The following is an 18048-nucleotide window of genomic DNA, read 5'->3' on the forward strand; positions in this document are numbered from 1 at the left end:
CTACAAGAGGATGAGCTTCTGTTTCCTTCCTCTTGCTTAAAACTTTGCATCATGTAACCAGGTGTAGCGCTCATCCTCGCAACGGTCTGTCTGGTTCCAGGGCTTTCCGGGTAAATGCCGAATCATCCAGCAGGTATACATCAAAAATCCGGGCGCTACCGCCTGGGGATGTAAGCATCCTCCGGGGATTGCGGAAAAGCTTCCGTCTACGGATTTGAAAACCTCGTCTCCTACGAAGCTGGCACCAAAGCCCTCCGGTCTGTCAAACTTGAAGTAATAGCACTCCGGCTGATCGTGTCTATGGGGCAGGTAGCCGGACCAGTTTCCTCTGTCATTTAAGACCTCTCCCAAAACCATGTTGGAAAGGGGAGCAATTTCATGGTCGAAAATGGTGTTTACCTGACGGTTGGCTACATTTCCAAACTTTCCCTTAGCGCCGGAGTAAATCCATGGCGCATCCTTTGGCTCATAAAACTCTGCGGGAAAATCCTTTTCATTTTCCGTACACTGTACAAGAATTTCGCTATCCTCCAGAGCCCTAATCAAAACCTCTTTTCCCTTGGAAAGATGTACTGCATAGGGTCCTTCGGTAAAGACATCCTTTCTGCTTCCTTCTTTTTCCGTTCCTTCATAGACAAACTTGATTTTTCCGGAGAGAAGCAATACGGCAAACTCTTCCTTTTCCTTGGAAAAACGTCTTTCCTCTCCCTTTTTCATCCGATATACCCGGATGTCCATCAGCATATCCCGGTATTCATTTTCATAGGTGCAAAGAATCTGCTCCCCCTCTGCACTAAACTCTGGATATCCAAATACTTTTTTCTCCATATTTCCCGACTTTCTCTAGTACTTTCTAGCCTCTTCTCTGTGACGAATCACTTCTTCGTAAGCTTCCTTAACAGATGCTTTCTCGGAAACCGCAGCCATTCCCACGTCCCACCAGGCTTCATAGCCGTTGGTCATAGTCTTGGGGATAACCTTTAAGTCGAACAGACAAGTTCTATCCTGCTTCTTCGCATCCTCTAAGGCCTCTTCCAATTCCTGAACGGTCTTACAGGTATAGGTCTTTAAGCCGTAGCCCTCTCCCACCTTGGCATAGTCCACAAGAATCAGCTCACCCTCAGGCTTCTGTCCTGTGGTATAGCGGAACTCTGTGGCAATACTGCCTACGCCGTGGGTCATCTCCAGATTGTTGATGCAACCGAAGCCGCAGTTGTCAAAGACAAGGATGTTGACCTTCTTCTTTTCCTGCACGATGGTCATAATCTCGGAATGAAGCATCTGGAAGGAGCCGTCTCCCACCACTGCATAAACTTCCTTCTCCGGCTCTGCCATCTTTACCCCAAGGGTTGCAGCTACTTCGTAGCCCATGCAGGAGTAGCCGTACTCTGCGTGATAAGCGTAGCGGGAATCTGTTGTCCAAAGCCTCTGCATACAGCTGGGAAGGGAGCCTCCTGCCGTGATTACGATACCGTCTGCAGGCATCTTTCTCCGAAGAGCGGCGATTGCTGCGGTCTGGGTCAGATAGCCTTTCGTCTTTTCCACAAACTCCGGAATGGTTCTTGGGTCTCTTTCCGGTACCAATGGCTCGAATCCCTCTTCCTTGTAGGCATATTCAGCCAAACGATTATATTCCTTATCCCATTCCGCCTTACAGCTTTCGATTTCTCCCTTGTAAGCGGAACGATAATTCTTTTCTCTTAATGCCTTAGCCAGTTCTTCCAAAGTAGCCTTGGCATCTCCTACCGCCTTGATGGCATCCATCTTATAGGCGTGGTAGCGATTGTTGTTAATAGTAAGAACCTGCACTCCCTCTTCTCTGAAGAGCCACTTGGATCCGGTAGTAAAGTCGGACAGGCGAGAACCGATAGCCAGCACCGTATCCGCTTCTTTAGCAATACGATTTGCCGCCAAGGTTCCGGTAACACCGATTCCTCCTAAGCAGTAAGGATCAGAGGACTTACAAGCACTCTTTCCGGCCTGTGTCTCTCCGAAAGGAATATTGAATTCCTTACAGAAGGCCTCCACAGCCTCCCCGGCCTCACTGTATTTTACGCCTCCACCTACAACGATAAGAGGTTTCTTGCTCTTGGAAAGGGCATCTGCCAAATCCTGTACTTCTTCCTTTGCCGCAGATACTCTGCTGATTCTGTGAACTCTCTTTTGGAAGAAATACTCCGGATAATCGTATGCCTCTCCTTCCACATCCTGACAGAGACCGATAGCCACCGCTCCGCACTCTGAAGGATCGGTAAGAACTCTCATGGCCTGAATCAGGGCAGACATAATCATTTCCGGTCTGGTAATTCTGTCCCAGTATTTGCAAAGTGGCTTAAACGCGTCATTGGTGGTTACCGCAAGACTGCCTAAGTTCTCCAGCTGCTGTAAAACCGGATCCGGCTGTCTGGAAGCGAAGGTATCCGCCGGAAAAAGTAGCAATGGAATATTGTTCACTGTTGCTGTAGCTGCTGCCACCAGCATATTTGCAGAACCGGGACCTACTGAAGAAGTACAGGGAATAATTTTTCTCCGATTATGCTGCTTAGCAAAGGCGATGGCCGCATGGCACATTCCCTGCTCATTTCTTCCCTGCATTACGTGGAGGCTTCCGGGATTCTCGTCCAACGCCTGACCGATTCCTAAGGCAATTCCATGACCGAAGATGGTGAAAAAGCCCTCTACAAACTTGGTCTCTTTTCCGTCAAAACACACATACTGCTGATCCAAAAACTTTACAATGGCTTGAGCCACCGTTAAACGAATTGTCTTCTCCATATTCCACTCCTATACTCTGGCAATCATCTCTCCGTACTGTTCTTTTTCTTCCTTAATGAAGGCCTGAAGCTCTTCTGTTGTGGGAAGGTCTACGGAACAGTTGTTGGAGCGAACCATCATTGCCGCCTCTGCAGAACCGTTTTCCAAACAAACAATCATCTCTTCTCCCTTAAATAAAGAAGATAAAAATGCTGCATTGTAGCCGTCTCCACCGCCGAAGCCCTTTCTGGCCTCTACCGGGAATGGCTTAATGCTGTAGGCCTTTCCGTCCTTGGTATAGGCTGTAGAGCCCTTCATACCATGCTTGATAACCAAAATCGTGGCGTTTTGAGAGAACCAATATTTAGCACTTTCCTCATCACTCATGCCCTTTTGGATAAACTGCTCTGTTAAGTCAAATTCCTCTCTGGAGCCGATAATCAAGTCCGCTTCTTTAGCCACCTGTGCATAATAGATACCGATTTCATCCTGATTCTTCCAGTTATAAGCACGGTAGTCGATATCGAAAATGAGCTTTACGCCATTTTTCTTTGCCAGCATCACAGCCTTTAAGGCTGCCTCTCTGGAGGGGCTCTCCGCCAGCGCGGTTCCGGAAATCAGAATCGCCTTTGCCTTCTTGATATATTCCTCATCAATATGCTCTACGGAAAGAGATAGATCTGCCGCCTGGTTTCTATACATCAGGATGGAGCTTTCCGACTTGGAGCGCATCTCGGTAAAGGTAAGCCCCAGCTTCTCTCCCTGCTGTGCCCGAACAATGTGACTGGTATCCACGCCCTTTTCGGAAAGGAAGTTAATCACAAAGTCTCCAAACTGGTCATCGGATACACAGGAGAAAAACCCTGCCTTTAAGCCATGCTTCTGTACTCCCAAAGCGGAGTTTGCAGGACTGCCTCCTACAAACATTTCAAAGAAATGCACCTGTTCCAAGGGCTTAAACTCTTCTTTTACTTCCTTGGAGTATGCCGGATTAAAATCAATGGCTACTCTTCCTAAAAAGATAATATCCAATTCTTTACTCTGATCTAATGAAAACAGTTCCATTTTTTCTCCTCCGAAAATCCTATTCTTTTCCCGCAAACACCAGAATATGGTGTTGTGCCGTCTTTTCTACTTCCTCAACTGCTCTTTTGCTCATCTTATAGAAGTCTCCCTTGGGATTCTCCTCACAATACTCTTTACAAGCCTTTACCACTGCCGTAGCCAGAGCTGTTGCAATGTTTATTTTCTGAATGCCCAGGTGGCTGGCTCTTTGGAAGTCCTCATCAGAAATCCCTGAGCCTCCGTGAAGTACTAAAAATTGTTCCGGCAATGCCTGATGAATTTCTTCTAAAATATCAAACCGAAGCTTCGGTTCCCCGTCATAGTTACCGTGCTTGTTTCCAATGGCAATGGCTAAAGCTGTAACGCCCGTCTCTTGACAAAATCGAAGGGCATCTTCCTTCTTGGTATAGGCCACGCCGTGATCCACACCGCCGCCTTCTCCCTTTCCCACTAATCCAAGTTCCGCTTCCACATCCGCATCATACTTTTTCGCCATTTCGATTACTTTTTTGGTATTAGCGATATTTTCCTCTATCGGAAGGAGAGAGCCGTCATACATGACGGAAGTGAATCCCATCTGAAGAGCCTTCTCAATAGTTTCAAAGGTCAAACCGTGATCCAAAAGCACTGCAATATCAATAGAAGAATTCTTCGCTGCTGAAAGCATCATGGGTCCCATCAGTTCCAGCGGTGCTGTTCCGAATCTCGCCTCTGCCAGCTGCAAAATCACAGGAATCTTTAGTTCCTCAACAGCGGCCATAACCCCCATCAGACTTTCCATACTGTAAACACTCAGGGAGGCACAGGCTCTGTTCTCTTTTCTTGCATTTTCCAGCAACTTACTCATCTTTACCAGTGGCATTTGATTTTCCCCCTTAACTATCTAATACTTTCTCATTAATTACGAAAAATATTATCAATTCATTGCTTTTATGTCAATACAATTTGCAAATTATGGTTAATTTCTACCTATTCATGGGTAAGTTTTTGTAAAATTCAACAGATAAGCTTTGGGGATTTCATAAAATTTATAAGTTAACATAAAAAGGGACTTACTCATCCTGTTTTTTTAAGTAAAAAGCAGAATGAAAAGTCCCTTTTGGATAACGTCTACTATTAATAAAGAAGCTTCACATGATTTTTCCCCAGCATCTCCACATAATCCTCCGGTGGACAGGTATCTGTAATCAGACAGTCAAAGTCCTGAAAATCTCCAAAGGTATAAAGAGCCGTTTTCCCGAATTTCGAATGATCCACCATCAGATTCTTGATTCTGGAGCGCTCCAAAACCTCTTTTTTAATGTTGTATTCATATGCGGAGGCGTTTGTCATACCCTTCTGCAAAGATACTCCGGTAGCAGCCATAAAGGCCTGATCGATATTGTAAATCCGAAGCTGTTCCACCGTTTCCAATCCTACAAAGGACATGGTTTCCCGTCTAAGGCTCCCCGGCAGCATTAGGAGCTGTAGCCCGGGATAATCCTTCGCCATGTAAGCCACTCTCAAGCTGTTGGTGATAATCATGCAGGAAACATGACCAATGTACTTTACCAGATTCACACAGGAGCTTCCGGTATCGATAAAGATGGTATCTCCCTCCTTCACCAGTTCCCCGGCCGATTTACAAATCTTTTCTTTCTCTTCCTTATGGCTTATATTTCTTTCGGAAAATGCGGACAGCTCCACCTGTTTCCCGGCATTTTCCTTAGCTTTTACTCCGCCATAAACCTTTTTTATATTTCCTCTTAATAGTAATTCTTCAATGTCTCTTCGTACTGTATTTTTGGAAATTTGGTATTTTGCGCAAAGTTCGTCTAAGCTGCTGTCCTTCTGCGACAAAATATATTCTTCCATATCATCCAAACGTTTATCCCTCATGCTTTTCCTCCATCTCGACCTTTCTCCTCTTCATTCCCCTTGTTATACATATTCCCTCTTCTCTTTCATTCATTTTTTGGTAAATTTCAAGTTACTCCTTGACATATACCATAGATATGCTAACATTATACTCAACATTTACCCATTTTTCAAGAATGTTTACAAAGGAGGAGTAACATGGGAGTAAAAAGAATGAACTATTGCATCAACGGTGAGTGGGTTCCCTCTAAGACGGATAAATATATGCCTATTACGGATTCCAGCACCGGCGAAGTGATTGCTGAGGTACCAAGCTGTACTAAGGAAGAGGTTTTGGCTGCAATTGCCTCTGCCCAGGAAGCTTTTCCTGCTTGGAGCGCATTGTCTATTTCCAAGAGAACCCAGTATATGTTTACTTGGAGAGATGTTCTGATTAAGCATAAGGAGGAGTTATCTCAGCTTTGTGCCAAGGAGCTTGGAAAGACCATCGGTGAGGCAAGAGGAGATGTACAGAAGGCTATTGAGCCTACAGAGCTGGCGTGTGCCATTCCTGATCTTCTTCAGGGCGAAACCTCTATGAATGTAACCACCGGATATGACACCGCTACTTACAAAGCACCTCTTGGTGTAGTTGCCGGCATTGTTCCCATGAACTTCCCTGCTATGATTCCTTGGGGTTGGATGGTTCCTGTGGCTATTGCTACCGGAAATACCGTTGTATTGAAGGCTAACAGCCAGACTCCCCTTACTTCCATGAGAATGTTGGAGCTTTTCTACGAAGAAGCACATTTCCCAAAGGGTGTTGTAAACCTGGTAACCTGCGGAAGACAAGAAGCGGATATCCTTTTAAAGGATGAGCGTATTAAGGCCGTTACCTTCGTAGGAACCACCAAGGTTGGTAAGGAAGTATATTCTGTTGCTGCAGCTCACGGAAAGCGTGTTCAGTCTCAGACAGAGGCAAAGAACCATGCTCTTCTCTTAGAGGATGCTGACTTAGAGAGTGCAACCAATGCAATTGTCAACTCTACCTACGGATGTGCGGGAATGCGTTGTATGGCTCTTCCTGTAATTGTAGTTCAGGATAGCATTGCCGATAAGTTTGTAGCTCTCTTAAAGCAGAAGGCACAGGCTATGAAGATTGGTGCCGCTTATGATGAGGATACCAAGTTAGGACCTGTTGTTTCCGCAAAGCATAAGGAAAGCGTATTGAACTGGATTCAGAAGGGTATTGATGAAGGTGCTGAGCTTGTATTGGATGGTAGAGACGTGAAGGTTCCCGGCTTAGAGAACGGATTCTTCGTTGGACCAACCATCTTCGACCATGTTACTAAGGACATGAGCATCGGTGATTGCGAAATCTTTGGACCGGTTACTTGTATCAAGAGAGTGAAGAACTATGAAGAGGGTATCGCTATCATGAATGCAAACCCCTTCGCTAACGGTTCTGCAATCTTCACCCAGAGCGGCTACTATGCAAGACGTTTCGCTATGGAGACTGATGGAGGAATGGTAGGAATCAATGTAGGAATTCCTGTTCCAACAGCTTACTTCCCATTCTCCGGAAACAAGGATTCCTTCTTTGGAGACCTTCACGTTCTTGGAAGAGACGGCGTTCGCTTCTTTACCAGAGCAAAGACTGTAACCACACACTGGTTCGATGAGAAGTCCGCTCACAGAGAAGTAGGAACATGGGAAGGAAGTACTGATGTTTAATCCGGATTCGGAATCGGAGATCCTAAAATTGCCTATATAATCTTAAACAGCAAAAAGCTTGTATACGATATTAAAAAGGTTTTCTACGCAGTATAGGTCTGAAAATGGGGCACGCTCTCGCTAGCTTCGCCACGTAAGGGATACTAAGCGAAAAACTTCCTTACAGTCGTTTTTCGCAAGTACCCACGGGCTCAGACTACCCCCTTTCAGACCTATACTGCTCGAAAACCATCCTTTTTTAATGTTATGCAAGCTTTTTTTAGTTCTGTTAGAATCTATAGTCCATAATCATCGGTTTCTTTTGATAATTTATGAGGCAGTGTGGAGAAATTTATAATACTTCTAAAATTCGTTCCACCATGGATTCTCTATCCATATGATATTCTTTCATCAAGGCTTCCAAATCATATTCGTCATAGAATTCTTTTTCCAGACCTAAGCTTAGTACCTTCATTGGCTTTAGGCTATAGAAGGAAGCAATTTTCTCTGCAAAACCTCCGAACAAAATGCCGTCCTCTAAGACTACCACCAACTCATGGTCTTTTTCCAGATTTTCCAGATACACTTTATCCAAATGAGATAGAATACCGGGGTTAATTAAGCTGGGCTTAATACCGGTCTTTTTCTCAAAGTTTTTCGCCCCTTCTCTCCCTTCTTCATACAAGGAGCCTGTTGCAAAGATGGCGACCTTCTGTCCTCTTTGGATTTCCTGATAGGAAACAGGGAAGAAACTCTTCTTTACCGGCGCTTCGTCCTCCAGCACATTTCCTTCCGGTGCAAAAATCAGTACCGGATGCTCCTGCTGTTCTAAAGCCCAATCCAGTAAAGAGAAATATTCTCCTTTAAAGGCCGGCGCAAAGATTAAAAGATTCGGGATGGAATTGGCCATGGCCAAAAGATACAGTCCAAGGTGGGTTTTGTCCCGCATTCCCAAAATAGAGGCGCTGTTTACTACCATGGTGATGGGAAGGGAATTGATGGCTGCATCGTGGGAGATCTGATCATAGGCTCTTTGCAGGAAGGTAGCGGATGTGAAAAATACAGGTTTTGCTCTATTTTTTGCGGCACCGCAAGCAAGGGTTACTCCTGTCTGCTCCGCAATCCCCACATCTACAAACTGCTTTCCCGCCTCTTTTCTTTGCTTTTCATGAAATCCCATGCCACTGGGCACTCCTGCGGTAATGGCCAAAACCGCCGGATCCTTCTTCATTTTCGCCAGCAAAAATTCGGCTGTAAGTTCTCCGATATCCTCCCCGGGAAAATCGTATTCTTCTCTGGTTTTTCCCGTTTCCAAATGGAAGGGCAGATGCCAGTGCCAGCTTTCCTTATCCTGCTCCGCAAACTTAAGTCCCTTACCCTTTGCGGTATGAATGTGAAGCACCACCGGCTTTTTGTAGCTTTTCGCCTTTTCCAAGGCCTTTACCAAAGACTCCACATCATTTCCCTGCTCCTCATAGAGATATTCCAGTCCCATAGCCCGGAACAGATTATCCTCTGCCTGACCATTACTTTCCCTAAGGCGCTTCAAGCCCTTATACATGCCTCCGTGATTTTCCGCAATGGACATTTCGTTATCATTTAAAATGATGAGTAGTTGGCTCTCCTGCTCTCCCGCATTGCTTAATCCTTCCAACGCCATTCCGCCGGAAAGGGAACCGTCTCCAATTACCGCCACCACCTTTTCCGTTCCGGAAAGTAAGTCTCTGGCTTTGGCAAGTCCCAGTGCCAAGTCAATAGATGTTGAGGTATGTCCGATGGAAAACAAATCATAGGGGCTTTCCTTAGAGTCGGTATAGGGTCCCACTTCATCATAGGAAGCCTCTTCCATATAAGCCTTTTTTCTACCTGTCAGCATTTTATGGGGATAGGTCTGATGAGAAACATCAAAGACAATCTTATCCTTCGGGGTATCAAAAACTCTGTGCAGAGCAATAGTCGCCTCCACAAAACCTAAGTCCGGTCCCACATGTCCCATGTGTTTACTGGCTCTTTTAATCAGAAAATTCCGCATTTCCTCTGCCAGGGTATTCAAGTCTCCCATGGAACACTGCTTCAAATCCTCCGGGCTATTGATTCTTTCTAAAACCATAAAGCCACCTCTCCCTTTCTACTCTCTCCTACTATTTACTCCCTCATACACAATTCCGCGAAACGTCTTATCCTATTACCGTGGAAAATATCCTTCTGCTCTATACTGTAAAGCCTCTCTATTCTCATGCAGTCTTTCAGCATTGTCAATCGAAAGTCAGCTAAGGCTATATTCCTAATTCTAAATCCACAGCACTGCCATAGACTTCAACCATACCACAATTAGACAACTAAAAAAGGAAGTCTGGAATATACAGTCCATGAATAGCTTCGTGCAATATAGCTCTAAAGAGGGGTAATCTGAACCCGTCTGTACTTACAGAAAACGAATGAAATGAAGCTTGATGTTAGTACAGCTACGAGGTGAAGTTAGCGAGAGCGTGCCCCGCTTTAGAGCTATATTGCTATAGAAGCGATGATTTCACTGTGATATTTCCTACTTCCTTTTATCCTTTAGGCTTCGTCGGCAAAAAGCGGAGAAGAAAGGTAACGGTCTCCGGAATCCGGAAGGATGATGACAATGTTCTTTCCCTTTGCCTCAGGGCGCTTTGCAATCTGAATTGCCGCATGTACAGCCGCTCCGGAGGAAATTCCGGTCAGGACGCCTTCCTCTTTTCCGATACGTCTTCCTGTTGCAAAAGCATCCGCATTGGAAACGGTAATGATTTCATCATAAATCTTCGTGTCTAAAGTGTCAGGAACAAAACCTGCACCGATTCCCTGAATCTTATGAGGTCCGGGAGCCTTACCGGAAAGTACTGCGGAATCCTCAGGCTCTACTGCAATTACCTTTACAGCAGGGTTCTTTTCCTTCAAATATTTGCCAATTCCTGTAATGGTTCCTCCTGTTCCGATTCCGGAAATCAGATAATCCACCTTACCGTCAGTATCCTCCCAGATTTCCGGGCCTGTGGTTTTCTCATGGGTTTTGGGGTTAGCCTGATTCTCAAACTGACCGGGAATAAAACTGTTGGGAATTTCTTTCGCAAGCTCCTCTGCCTTGGCAATGGCACCCTTCATTCCCTTAGCACCCTCTGTCAGCACCAACTCTGCGCCATAAGCCTTCATCAGGGTTCTTCTCTCCACACTCATGGTGTCGGGCATAACAATGATGATTCTGTAGCCTCGGCTTGCCGCCACTAAGGATAAACCGATTCCTGTATTTCCTGAGGTGGGCTCAATAATTACGGAGCCGGGCTTTAAAAGGCCTCTTTCCTCTGCATCCAAAATCATCCCCTTGGCAATTCTATCCTTTACAGAGCCTGCCGGGTTAAAATATTCCAGCTTCGCCAAAAGCTTTGCTTCCAAACCATCCTTTTTTTCGATATGGCTAAGCTCCAAAATCGGAGTACGTCCAATCAATTCTTCCGCTGCATGATAAATCTTTCCCATAGCATTCTCCTTTTCTTCTCTGTAAATCTGCTACTCTGTACATTCTTTACTTTGTAAAACTTCTTCTCCAAAAATATGCTTTCCCTAACTAAGATAAAACTTTGAAACAATTTGTTCATGGAAAAGTATAAGTCATATAAACATACTAGTCAAGTATGTTTATATGACTTTATCAACTGACAAAATCTTTACTCTATTATATAGCTTATGCAGTTTTATAGACTATATTCCCTTCCCGGATTTTGTCAAAAAAGAGCCATCAAACAGATGCATTACTTTTTCAAAGCTGTATAGGTCCGAAACAGAGGCAATCTCTCACCAATGTAAACAAAAATGCCGTGGAGGGACTTAAGCAGTATAGACCTGAAAAAGGGGTAATCTGAGCCCGTGGGTACTTGTGAAAAACGAATCCCATGAAGTTTTTCACTTAGTACCCCTACGTGGCGAGGTTAGCGAAAGCGTGCCTCTATTCGGACCTATACAGTTTGAAAAAGACTCTGTTTGTAGTAGCTCTTTATATAACAAAATCATTTCCGGCCAGATCCGGGGTAGCCAACTCCAGAAGGGTTTTCTCCTGAAAATACTCCTGAATCATTCGGTCCAGTTCCTTCCATACCGGATAGGTTTTACAAGCCCCAAGACTTCCCCTTCTTTTTTCCAAATCGGAAACCGGAGAAAGAGAGCCCTCCAAGGCAATCAGAATTTCCAAAAGGGAATATTCCGCTACAGGCTTCTTCAGCTTATAGCCTCCTCCCTTCCCCCGTAAAGCCAGCAAAAGCTCCTTTTTTACCAAAACTTTAACGATGCTTTCTAAATATTTTTCCGAAATATCCTGCCTTGCCGCAATTTCCTTCAGGGGAATATATCCCTGCCCGTTATGTTCTGCCAGATCAACCATAAGCTGTAGGGCATACTGCCCCTTCGTGGAAATCAACATTTTCCTCAAACCTTTCTGACTAAAATCTTTTTACTATAGATTTTCTTTTCTAAACTTCTTCCATAAGAAGCAGGAAGCTGTCGTACTCTCCTTTTCCTTCCGGAAGGGGAAGACCAACCTCCATCAAGGAAAATCCGCTGTACGTTCTCTTCAGGAGGCTTTCCACAAAGGCTTCATCTTGGAAGGAACCGCCCTGTAAGAGTAAGCGCAGGCGATATTTTCCTTCTCTCTTTAAGCCTTTGCAATAAAGGATTTCATTGGCTCCGTTAAAGTTCTTATCCCGCCAGACTACGGAAAGACTGGCCTTATTTTTATCCGGAGACACAAAGGACCAGGCAGTAAAACGTTTTCCGGAAACCCTGTCTTCGGACTGAGGAGTATAGCCTCCTGTCTCTCCATAACCGCTAAGACGGTAATAGCTTCCCTCCTTCATTAAAGGCTCCAGCTCCTCCACAATGGCAATCTGCTTATGAATTTCCGCCTTGTCTTCTTCACTACAATCCTTAGGGTCCAGCTCATAGCCGAAGCTTCCGCTCATTGCCACGATGGCTCTGGTATTCATAGGTACCACACGTCCGGTCTGGTGATTCGGCACCTGAGAAACATGGGCTCCCATACATTGAATGGGATAAAGGAAGGAAGAACCGTACTGAATTTCCAATCTTTCGATAGCATCCGTATTGTCGGAAAGCCAAATCTGGGGCGTGTAATAGAGCGCTCCCAGGTCGAAGCGGCCACCGCCTCCGGAGCATCCTTCAATCAATACGTCGGGAAAAGCCTCCTTTAAACCGGAAAGAAAACGGTATAGTCCCAGACAATAGCGGTGCAAAATCTTTCCTCTTCCCTGGAAATTCACCCCATGGGAATATACGTCCATAATGCTTCGGTTCATATCCATTTTAATGTAGGAAAGGGGCACGGAACGGAAGCAGGAAATCAGGCTTTCCAATACTGCGTCCACCACTTCCTTTCTGGAAAAATCCAGCACCAGCTGAGAACGGGAACGAATGGGAGACTCTCCGGGAATCTGCAAGGCATAGTCCGGATGAGCACGGTAAAGAGCACTGTCTTCATTGACCATTTCAGGCTCAATCCAGATTCCAAAATGCATACCCTCTTCTTCCAGTCTGTGTCCGAGGCTTTCCAGGCTCATTCCCAGCTTATCTTCATTGGTCACCCAGTCTCCCAGCCCGGAGAAATCCGTGTCTCTCTTTCCGAACCAACCGTCATCCATCACCAGCAGATTCATGCCCAGGGCTTTTCCTTCTCTTGCCAGCTCAATGATTTTTTCTCCGGTAAAGTTAAAGTAGCAGGCTTCCCAGGAATTCAGCAAAATCGGAAAATAGGGTAAAGGAGATGTTGCCGCAATATACTTCTTCACCATGCTTTGTAGCTGGTTGCTTAAGGCGCTAAGTCCATCCCCGAAGCTTAAGATAGCCTCCGGGCTTTGCAGCTCTTCTCCCGCTTCCAAAAGGTAGTGCATATTGTCATTTTGCATTCCCAGGGAAACTCTGGTTCCCCGGTAGGAATCCCGCTCCACATCCAGATGGAAAGAGCTGCTGTATAAAAGAGCAAAACCATAGCAATCTCCGCTATGCTCCGTGGTGTTTCTTCCCGCTAAAATACCAAAGGGATTTTCCTGATGGCTACTGCTTCCTCTCATGGACGCAATATGCTTTACGCCCTGCTGCAAGGGTTCTCTACGGTAGAGACGCTCCATCCCGTACCTTCCGGAAAAATGAATCAGATCATAATCTCCATAGGAAAAGTCCAGGGAGAGGGAATCCAGACGCTCCACAAAAAGAGCCTCCTCGGAAATATTTTTGATTCTGGCATTTCTGGCAATCACATCCTCATCCGGATAGAGAATGTAATCCAGTTCCACCTCCACTCTCTTTCTTTCTTCTTTTAGGAAAATGCGAAGGGTTTCACATTCCTCTACCGCCTTGGCATGGGGAAGTCCCTCCGGATGGGATCTACCCGAAAAAATCTCTACCCGGTCAACGCGCAGGTCTAAGATTCCCTCCCCGTCAGAACCGGAAATGCTACAAGCCGGAATACGATAATCTCCATTTCCAAAGGAAGAATACTCCTGGGCCAAGGTATCCATGGAGTAAGTTCTGTCTGCATTGGCATCATAGGGATTACCGGAAAATCCTCTATCCTTATACTGGAAGAGGTAGGAAAAATCCCCTTCTCCCCTTTTGCCGTAATAATAATGCAAAAGATGCCCATAGGGACCAATGCCCATCTGGTAGCTGGTGTTTCTACTATGTAAACTAATGAGCCCCTTTTCCTTGTCGTAAACGATTGCCATACTGCACTCCCCTTTCTTTTAGAAAAAATCCTTTTCTCTTCTCCGTCTCTTTACTTCTTTTCGAAGAAAGGCAAAACATTCCTTCTCTCCTTTATCCTTTAAAAGCAACAGCAATTCTTCCAGTTCTTTTTTTGTCCGTTCATGAATCAAGGGAGAATCCTTCATCGGCTTATAGTAAATGTAAGCACTGTCATCCCTGTATTTTTCCCCTTGATAATTCTTCGATGCGGCCACTCTGTCACAAAACATCTCCGCCACATAACGATAAGGCATAGGACAGCCTATCATACGATTAGGGTCTTGTAAATCATAGTCACACCAATATTCAAAATGATGCTTGTTTCTTCCCTTATGATGCAACCAAGCCGTGGAGGTTCCCGTTTCAATCCGCTCTACGCCGTTGGGACTTTTATAGCCCTTATAAAAACGAATACCCACTCTGAATTCCGTCCAACTGTACTTGGACAGGTCATGGAGCAAGCCCTGCTTATACAGCCCAATAGAAAAGCAGTAGCGCATCACCAAAATCTTATGCTTTGTAATGGTTTTAAAATGTCCGATGGCATTTTTCCAAAAATGAAATCCTTCCATCTGTAACTCCTCTTCTATACTATCCTTCTTCCTGCATAAGGCAAGGATATTTTTTCTCCAGATATTCCCATAAACGAAAACTGGGGTAGCCGTACACAAAGCCGTAGGCAATAAAAGATAAAAGGATTGCTCCTCCCACATCTAAAATAGAGTGCTGCTTTAGCACCAGTGTTGCCATACAAATCAAAAGACACAAAAGAAAAGAGCCCCATACCACCGCTTTTCCATAGCGCAGACTCCGGATATCCTTACTTTTCATAATCGCCACATGCATGCAGATGGAATTGTAGGCATGAATACTGGGAAAAACATTGGTGGGGGTGTCCACACGATACAAGCCGGCTACCATGACTTGGAAAATATTTTTATCACTGATATAAGGCGGACGTAAATCCGTTCCGTTGGGATAGATTTCACAAATCAAGAGGCTAAAAATCATCCCGATAAACAGGTACAGACAGACCTTATAAAAGTCTTCTTTATTGGTAAAAAGAAAGTACAGAATTCCCAGCAAAATGTAGAGAAACCACATAAAATAGGGCACGATGAAATACTCACAGAAGGGAATCATTTCATCGATCTTCGTATGCATTATGTGATATCCTGTAGCCACCGTCACTCTGGACTCGATGGACTTAAACCAAAGGGGATAGATAATGCCGATCCAAAGGACATTGGCATAGCTGTATTTATGATAAAATCGAAGAAATTTCTGCCAAAGATCTTTCATGCTCTTCCTTTCTCCGGAATAAGGGAATTTCCTTGTTAAGAACAAAAAAATCGAAACGTCCCTTTTACGGAAATCGTTTCGATTTATCGTAGCGAGAGGGGGACTTGAACCCTCGACACCACGGGTATGAACCGTGTGCTCTAGCCAGCTGAGCTATCTCGCCTTAGAAAAAAATGTCCGACCCAGGCTGCGCATAATACGCAGACCGGACCGAATACTGGGGCCTACAGGGCTCGAACCTGTGACCCTCTGCTTGTAAGGCAGATGCTCTCCCAGCTGAGCTAAGACCCCCTGTCGCATTTTTTGCGACCTGTTCATATTACTAAATACAAAGCCCTTTGTCAATAATAAAATCTTTCTAAAGGAAAATTTTTTCTATGAATTTTTCTATAAAAATGACTGCAGGGATTTGCAAAAAATTCAGAGATTTGCGAAAAGCTCCACTTTAGGAAGCAAGAGTTTTCAAATACTCCTCCACAAAGGCCTTATACTTTGGTACCTGCGCTCCCACAATAGGCTTTCCTACAATCTTACCTTCCTTATTAATAAAGAAAGTAGTAGGAACGCCGACTACACCGGAGAGTAAATCCGCAAAATCATTGTTGGGAATAATATTGGTAAAGTGCGCATTGGTCTTATCCAAGATGGTATTTGCCAGCTCAATATGATCCACATCCTCTTTTCCGGCCACATCAGCCACCAAGCCGATAATCTGTACATTGTCCGGAAGACTTCTCTGCCACTCTCCAAGCTCCGGCATCTCTTGAATACAAGGCCCGCAGAAGGTTCCCCATACATTCAGAACGGTTAAGTCCTTCTCCCCGAAAATAGAACTGTCCACAGACTCCAAAGCTAAATTCTCCGTGGTAAATTCCAAACTCTTATCGGATACGGAAAAATTGCTTGCCTTCTGCTCTCCCGCCGCTTCACTTGCTTTCTCGGATGCTTTCTCCGCAGCTTTTTCTGTAGCCTTCTCTGTTGTTGCCTCTGGTTCTGCAGAAACCTTAGTTTCTGTCTTTCCGCTATTGCCGCAAGCCGCAAGAGCCAAACTGCTTAAAATCGCCAAAGCAAGAACTAAATTTTTCCGTTTCATAATCTCTCCTTTTGTTGAAAATAATAATTCTTTGCAAGAATAGCATATTTCCTTTATAAATCCCAGCATTTCTCTAAAGGATTAAAATCTTTTATTTTCTTTCTTCTTCCTTTAGATTTCCTTCGCTTTTTGACAGAATTCAGGAAAATAAAAAAGGCCTTCTTCCCTTAATAGCTTCAGCACTTCCTCCTGACACTGCTCCACAGTCTTCCCTTCCACGGATAGCACCGCATCGGCACAGGCTTGATAGCGGCTCTCCCGCTCTTCCATAATCTTTTCTATAGAACGAAGATCCAGCTTGTTTTGTAATACCGGTCGATTCTCCGCTTCCTTTTCCAGTCTTTCCAGTACCGCCTTGGGAGAGAGCTGCAGATAAACGGTAAAGCAATGCTCCTGTAAAAGCTTACGATTTTCCTCCCGAAGTACAATTCCGCCTCCCGGGGATAGAATCATTTCCGCCTGTCCCTCATAGAGAGTTTTCTCTTCCTCTCTTATCGGAGAGTCTGCAGGAAAAGCTTCCTGCAAGTTTTGCGACAGCTTATTTTCTTCCGTCAGCACTTCCTGTAAAAGTCTTGTTTCCTCTCTCCGAAAACGTTCTTCCCCATATTGCTTAAAATACTGGGAAATCCGCATGGAAAAGCTTTCTTCCAGTCTTCTGTCCAGCTCCACCAAAGGAAGGGAAAGCTTTTGGGAAAGCATCTCCCCTAAGGTTGTTTTTCCGCTTCCCATAAAACCTATCAGGGCAATGTTTTTTCTTCCCTCCATTTTCCGCCAAAGCTTCATGTATTCTTCCATACCGAACTGGCCGGGAGCGGAGGCGGAAAAGGCTTGCACAAAGCTATGTTTGGAGCCGGAAAGGCTACCCAGCACTCGGGAGCTCTTTCCCATTTCTCCCATAGACATACTGATTAGGTTTCTTTCCGGATGCTTATCCTTCCATTCCCGGGAGGCCAGCATAAGATTCAAAACATCCGCTTCCTGTCTTGGCATACAGGCCAGTTTCACCGTGTCCGTTCCATAGGAAGCCAGAGCGCTGAGAATCTCTCTACATTCTCCCCGGCCGGGTGTCTTTTGAAAATCATGGTAGGAGGCAATGCATTTTCCTCCCAGCTGCAAAATCATGGCATGGCAGTCTAAAAAAGCCTGCCGTCCTTTACCGTCAAGCTCCACCTCTAAATCGATATAATCCGGATAGCCGCTTTCCATGGCCATCATATTCAGTTGGAAATAAGATTTATCATAGGGAAAGAAACCACCCTGACGCTCTGTACGAATGGTGAAAATCAGCTTCTTGTCTCCTAAAATTCTCCGAAGCTCTCCCAGAAAGTTTCCTAACTTCTCCTCACGCTTTTTCAGACAGTCATAGCGAATTTCCACCCCGTAAAGAAACGGATACAGGGGATGCAGGGCTAATGCCTTAGCATCCCTTAGAAAATCCTTTTCAGAATCCCCTGTTAAAGGTACAATCATTCCCATTTTACCTCTTCTCCTTTTCCGCTGTGAACACCTGA

14 protein-coding genes and 2 tRNA genes are annotated in these 18048 nt (G+C 44.9%); 1 reads left to right on the forward strand and 15 read right to left on the reverse strand.

The features are described from left to right. Nucleotides 1-36 precede the first annotated feature (36 nt). The 5 genes from HNQ46_RS03695 to HNQ46_RS03715 all read right to left on the reverse strand — a co-directional run bounded on the left by HNQ46_RS03695 (nucleotide 37) and on the right by HNQ46_RS03715 (nucleotide 5697). Nucleotides 37-828: a 5-deoxy-glucuronate isomerase gene (locus HNQ46_RS03695; RefSeq protein WP_183683169.1), complete on the reverse strand. Its 792-nt coding sequence runs from the start codon at nucleotides 826-828 to the stop codon at nucleotides 37-39. A gap of 15 nt (nucleotides 829-843) precedes the next feature. Then, on the reverse strand, nucleotides 844-2775 hold the full coding sequence (gene iolD, locus HNQ46_RS03700; RefSeq protein ID WP_183683171.1) for a 3D-(3,5/4)-trihydroxycyclohexane-1,2-dione acylhydrolase (decyclizing): 1932 nt from the start codon (nucleotides 2773-2775) through the stop codon (nucleotides 844-846). Between the two features lie 9 nt (nucleotides 2776-2784). Continuing rightward, on the reverse strand, nucleotides 2785-3819 hold the full coding sequence (gene iolC / locus HNQ46_RS03705) for a 5-dehydro-2-deoxygluconokinase (protein ID WP_183683173.1): 1035 nt from the start codon (nucleotides 3817-3819) through the stop codon (nucleotides 2785-2787). A gap of 19 nt (nucleotides 3820-3838) precedes the next feature. Next, nucleotides 3839-4681 carry a ketose-bisphosphate aldolase gene (locus HNQ46_RS03710; RefSeq protein ID WP_183683175.1) on the reverse strand — a complete coding sequence of 281 codons (843 nt, stop codon included), beginning with the start codon at nucleotides 4679-4681 and terminating at the stop codon, nucleotides 3839-3841. A gap of 254 nt (nucleotides 4682-4935) precedes the next feature. Then, on the reverse strand, nucleotides 4936-5697 hold the full coding sequence (locus tag HNQ46_RS03715) for a DeoR/GlpR family DNA-binding transcription regulator (protein WP_183683177.1): 762 nt from the start codon (nucleotides 5695-5697) through the stop codon (nucleotides 4936-4938). 177 nt (nucleotides 5698-5874) lie between these two features. Between HNQ46_RS03715 and HNQ46_RS03720 the strand changes: the two genes are divergently transcribed. Next, nucleotides 5875-7389: a CoA-acylating methylmalonate-semialdehyde dehydrogenase gene (locus HNQ46_RS03720; protein WP_183683179.1), complete on the forward strand. Its 1515-nt coding sequence runs from the start codon at nucleotides 5875-5877 to the stop codon at nucleotides 7387-7389. A 331-nt stretch (nucleotides 7390-7720) separates the two neighbouring features. On the opposite strand, the gene HNQ46_RS03725 is transcribed toward HNQ46_RS03720, so the two are convergent. The 10 genes from HNQ46_RS03725 to aroD form a co-directional block, all read right to left on the reverse strand. Beyond that, a complete protein-coding gene (locus HNQ46_RS03725) occupies nucleotides 7721-9478 on the reverse strand; it encodes a 1-deoxy-D-xylulose-5-phosphate synthase (protein ID WP_183683181.1) in 1758 nt (585 codons plus the stop codon). Between the two features lie 452 nt (nucleotides 9479-9930). After that, nucleotides 9931-10869, reverse strand: a complete 939-nt coding sequence (gene cysK / locus HNQ46_RS03730; RefSeq protein ID WP_183683183.1) for a cysteine synthase A — start codon at nucleotides 10867-10869, stop codon at nucleotides 9931-9933. 514 nt (nucleotides 10870-11383) lie between these two features. Next, nucleotides 11384-11806: an RrF2 family transcriptional regulator gene (locus HNQ46_RS03735; protein WP_183683185.1), complete on the reverse strand. Its 423-nt coding sequence runs from the start codon at nucleotides 11804-11806 to the stop codon at nucleotides 11384-11386. Nucleotides 11807-11855: 49 nt separating this feature from the next. Further along, complete coding sequence (locus HNQ46_RS03740) at nucleotides 11856-14123, reverse strand: alpha-galactosidase (protein ID WP_183683187.1); 2268 nt, start codon at nucleotides 14121-14123, stop codon at nucleotides 11856-11858. 18 nt (nucleotides 14124-14141) lie between these two features. Beyond that, a complete protein-coding gene (locus HNQ46_RS03745) occupies nucleotides 14142-14714 on the reverse strand; it encodes a DUF5662 family protein (RefSeq protein ID WP_183683189.1) in 573 nt (190 codons plus the stop codon). A gap of 19 nt (nucleotides 14715-14733) precedes the next feature. After that, the gene (locus HNQ46_RS03750; RefSeq protein WP_183683191.1) at nucleotides 14734-15444 is read right to left on the reverse strand and encodes a phosphatase PAP2 family protein; all 711 of its coding nucleotides are present in this window, start codon (nucleotides 15442-15444) and stop codon (nucleotides 14734-14736) included. A gap of 89 nt (nucleotides 15445-15533) precedes the next feature. After that, nucleotides 15534-15607, reverse strand: a tRNA-Met gene (locus tag HNQ46_RS03755). Between the two features lie 55 nt (nucleotides 15608-15662). Beyond that, nucleotides 15663-15735, reverse strand: a tRNA-Val gene (locus tag HNQ46_RS03760). A gap of 154 nt (nucleotides 15736-15889) precedes the next feature. Continuing rightward, entirely contained in the window at nucleotides 15890-16537 is a 648-nt protein-coding gene (locus HNQ46_RS03765; protein ID WP_243155838.1) for a TlpA family protein disulfide reductase, read from the reverse strand. 111 nt (nucleotides 16538-16648) lie between these two features. Further along, nucleotides 16649-18013 (reverse strand): type I 3-dehydroquinate dehydratase, encoded by a 1365-nt coding sequence (aroD, locus tag HNQ46_RS03770; RefSeq protein ID WP_183683195.1) that lies wholly within the window; start codon nucleotides 18011-18013, stop codon nucleotides 16649-16651. Nucleotides 18014-18048 lie beyond the last annotated feature (35 nt).

The sequence above is a fragment of the Oribacterium sinus genome, from assembly GCF_014202695.1.
Classification (GTDB): Bacteria; Bacillota; Clostridia; order Lachnospirales; family Lachnospiraceae; genus Oribacterium; species Oribacterium sinus.

Coding starts and splice junctions, on each gene's coding strand:
- HNQ46_RS03750 (WP_183683191.1), bottom strand. CDS start 15,444: ATGAAAGATCTTTGGCAGAAATTTCTTCGATTTTATCATAAATACAGC.
- iolD (WP_183683171.1), bottom strand. CDS start 2,775: ATGGAGAAGACAATTCGTTTAACGGTGGCTCAAGCCATTGTAAAGTTT.
- HNQ46_RS03740 (WP_183683187.1), bottom strand. CDS start 14,123: ATGGCAATCGTTTACGACAAGGAAAAGGGGCTCATTAGTTTACATAGT.
- HNQ46_RS03745 (WP_183683189.1), bottom strand. CDS start 14,714: ATGGAAGGATTTCATTTTTGGAAAAATGCCATCGGACATTTTAAAACC.
- HNQ46_RS03720 (WP_183683179.1), top strand. CDS start 5,875: ATGGGAGTAAAAAGAATGAACTATTGCATCAACGGTGAGTGGGTTCCC.
- HNQ46_RS03715 (WP_183683177.1), bottom strand. CDS start 5,697: ATGAGGGATAAACGTTTGGATGATATGGAAGAATATATTTTGTCGCAG.
- HNQ46_RS03710 (WP_183683175.1), bottom strand. CDS start 4,681: ATGCCACTGGTAAAGATGAGTAAGTTGCTGGAAAATGCAAGAAAAGAG.
- HNQ46_RS03695 (WP_183683169.1), bottom strand. CDS start 828: ATGGAGAAAAAAGTATTTGGATATCCAGAGTTTAGTGCAGAGGGGGAG.
- HNQ46_RS03765 (WP_243155838.1), bottom strand. CDS start 16,537: ATGAAACGGAAAAATTTAGTTCTTGCTTTGGCGATTTTAAGCAGTTTG.
- HNQ46_RS03735 (WP_183683185.1), bottom strand. CDS start 11,806: ATGTTGATTTCCACGAAGGGGCAGTATGCCCTACAGCTTATGGTTGAT.
- cysK (WP_183683183.1), bottom strand. CDS start 10,869: ATGGGAAAGATTTATCATGCAGCGGAAGAATTGATTGGACGTACTCCG.
- HNQ46_RS03725 (WP_183683181.1), bottom strand. CDS start 9,478: ATGGTTTTAGAAAGAATCAATAGCCCGGAGGATTTGAAGCAGTGTTCC.
- iolC (WP_183683173.1), bottom strand. CDS start 3,819: ATGGAACTGTTTTCATTAGATCAGAGTAAAGAATTGGATATTATCTTT.
- aroD (WP_183683195.1), bottom strand. CDS start 18,013: ATGGGAATGATTGTACCTTTAACAGGGGATTCTGAAAAGGATTTTCTA.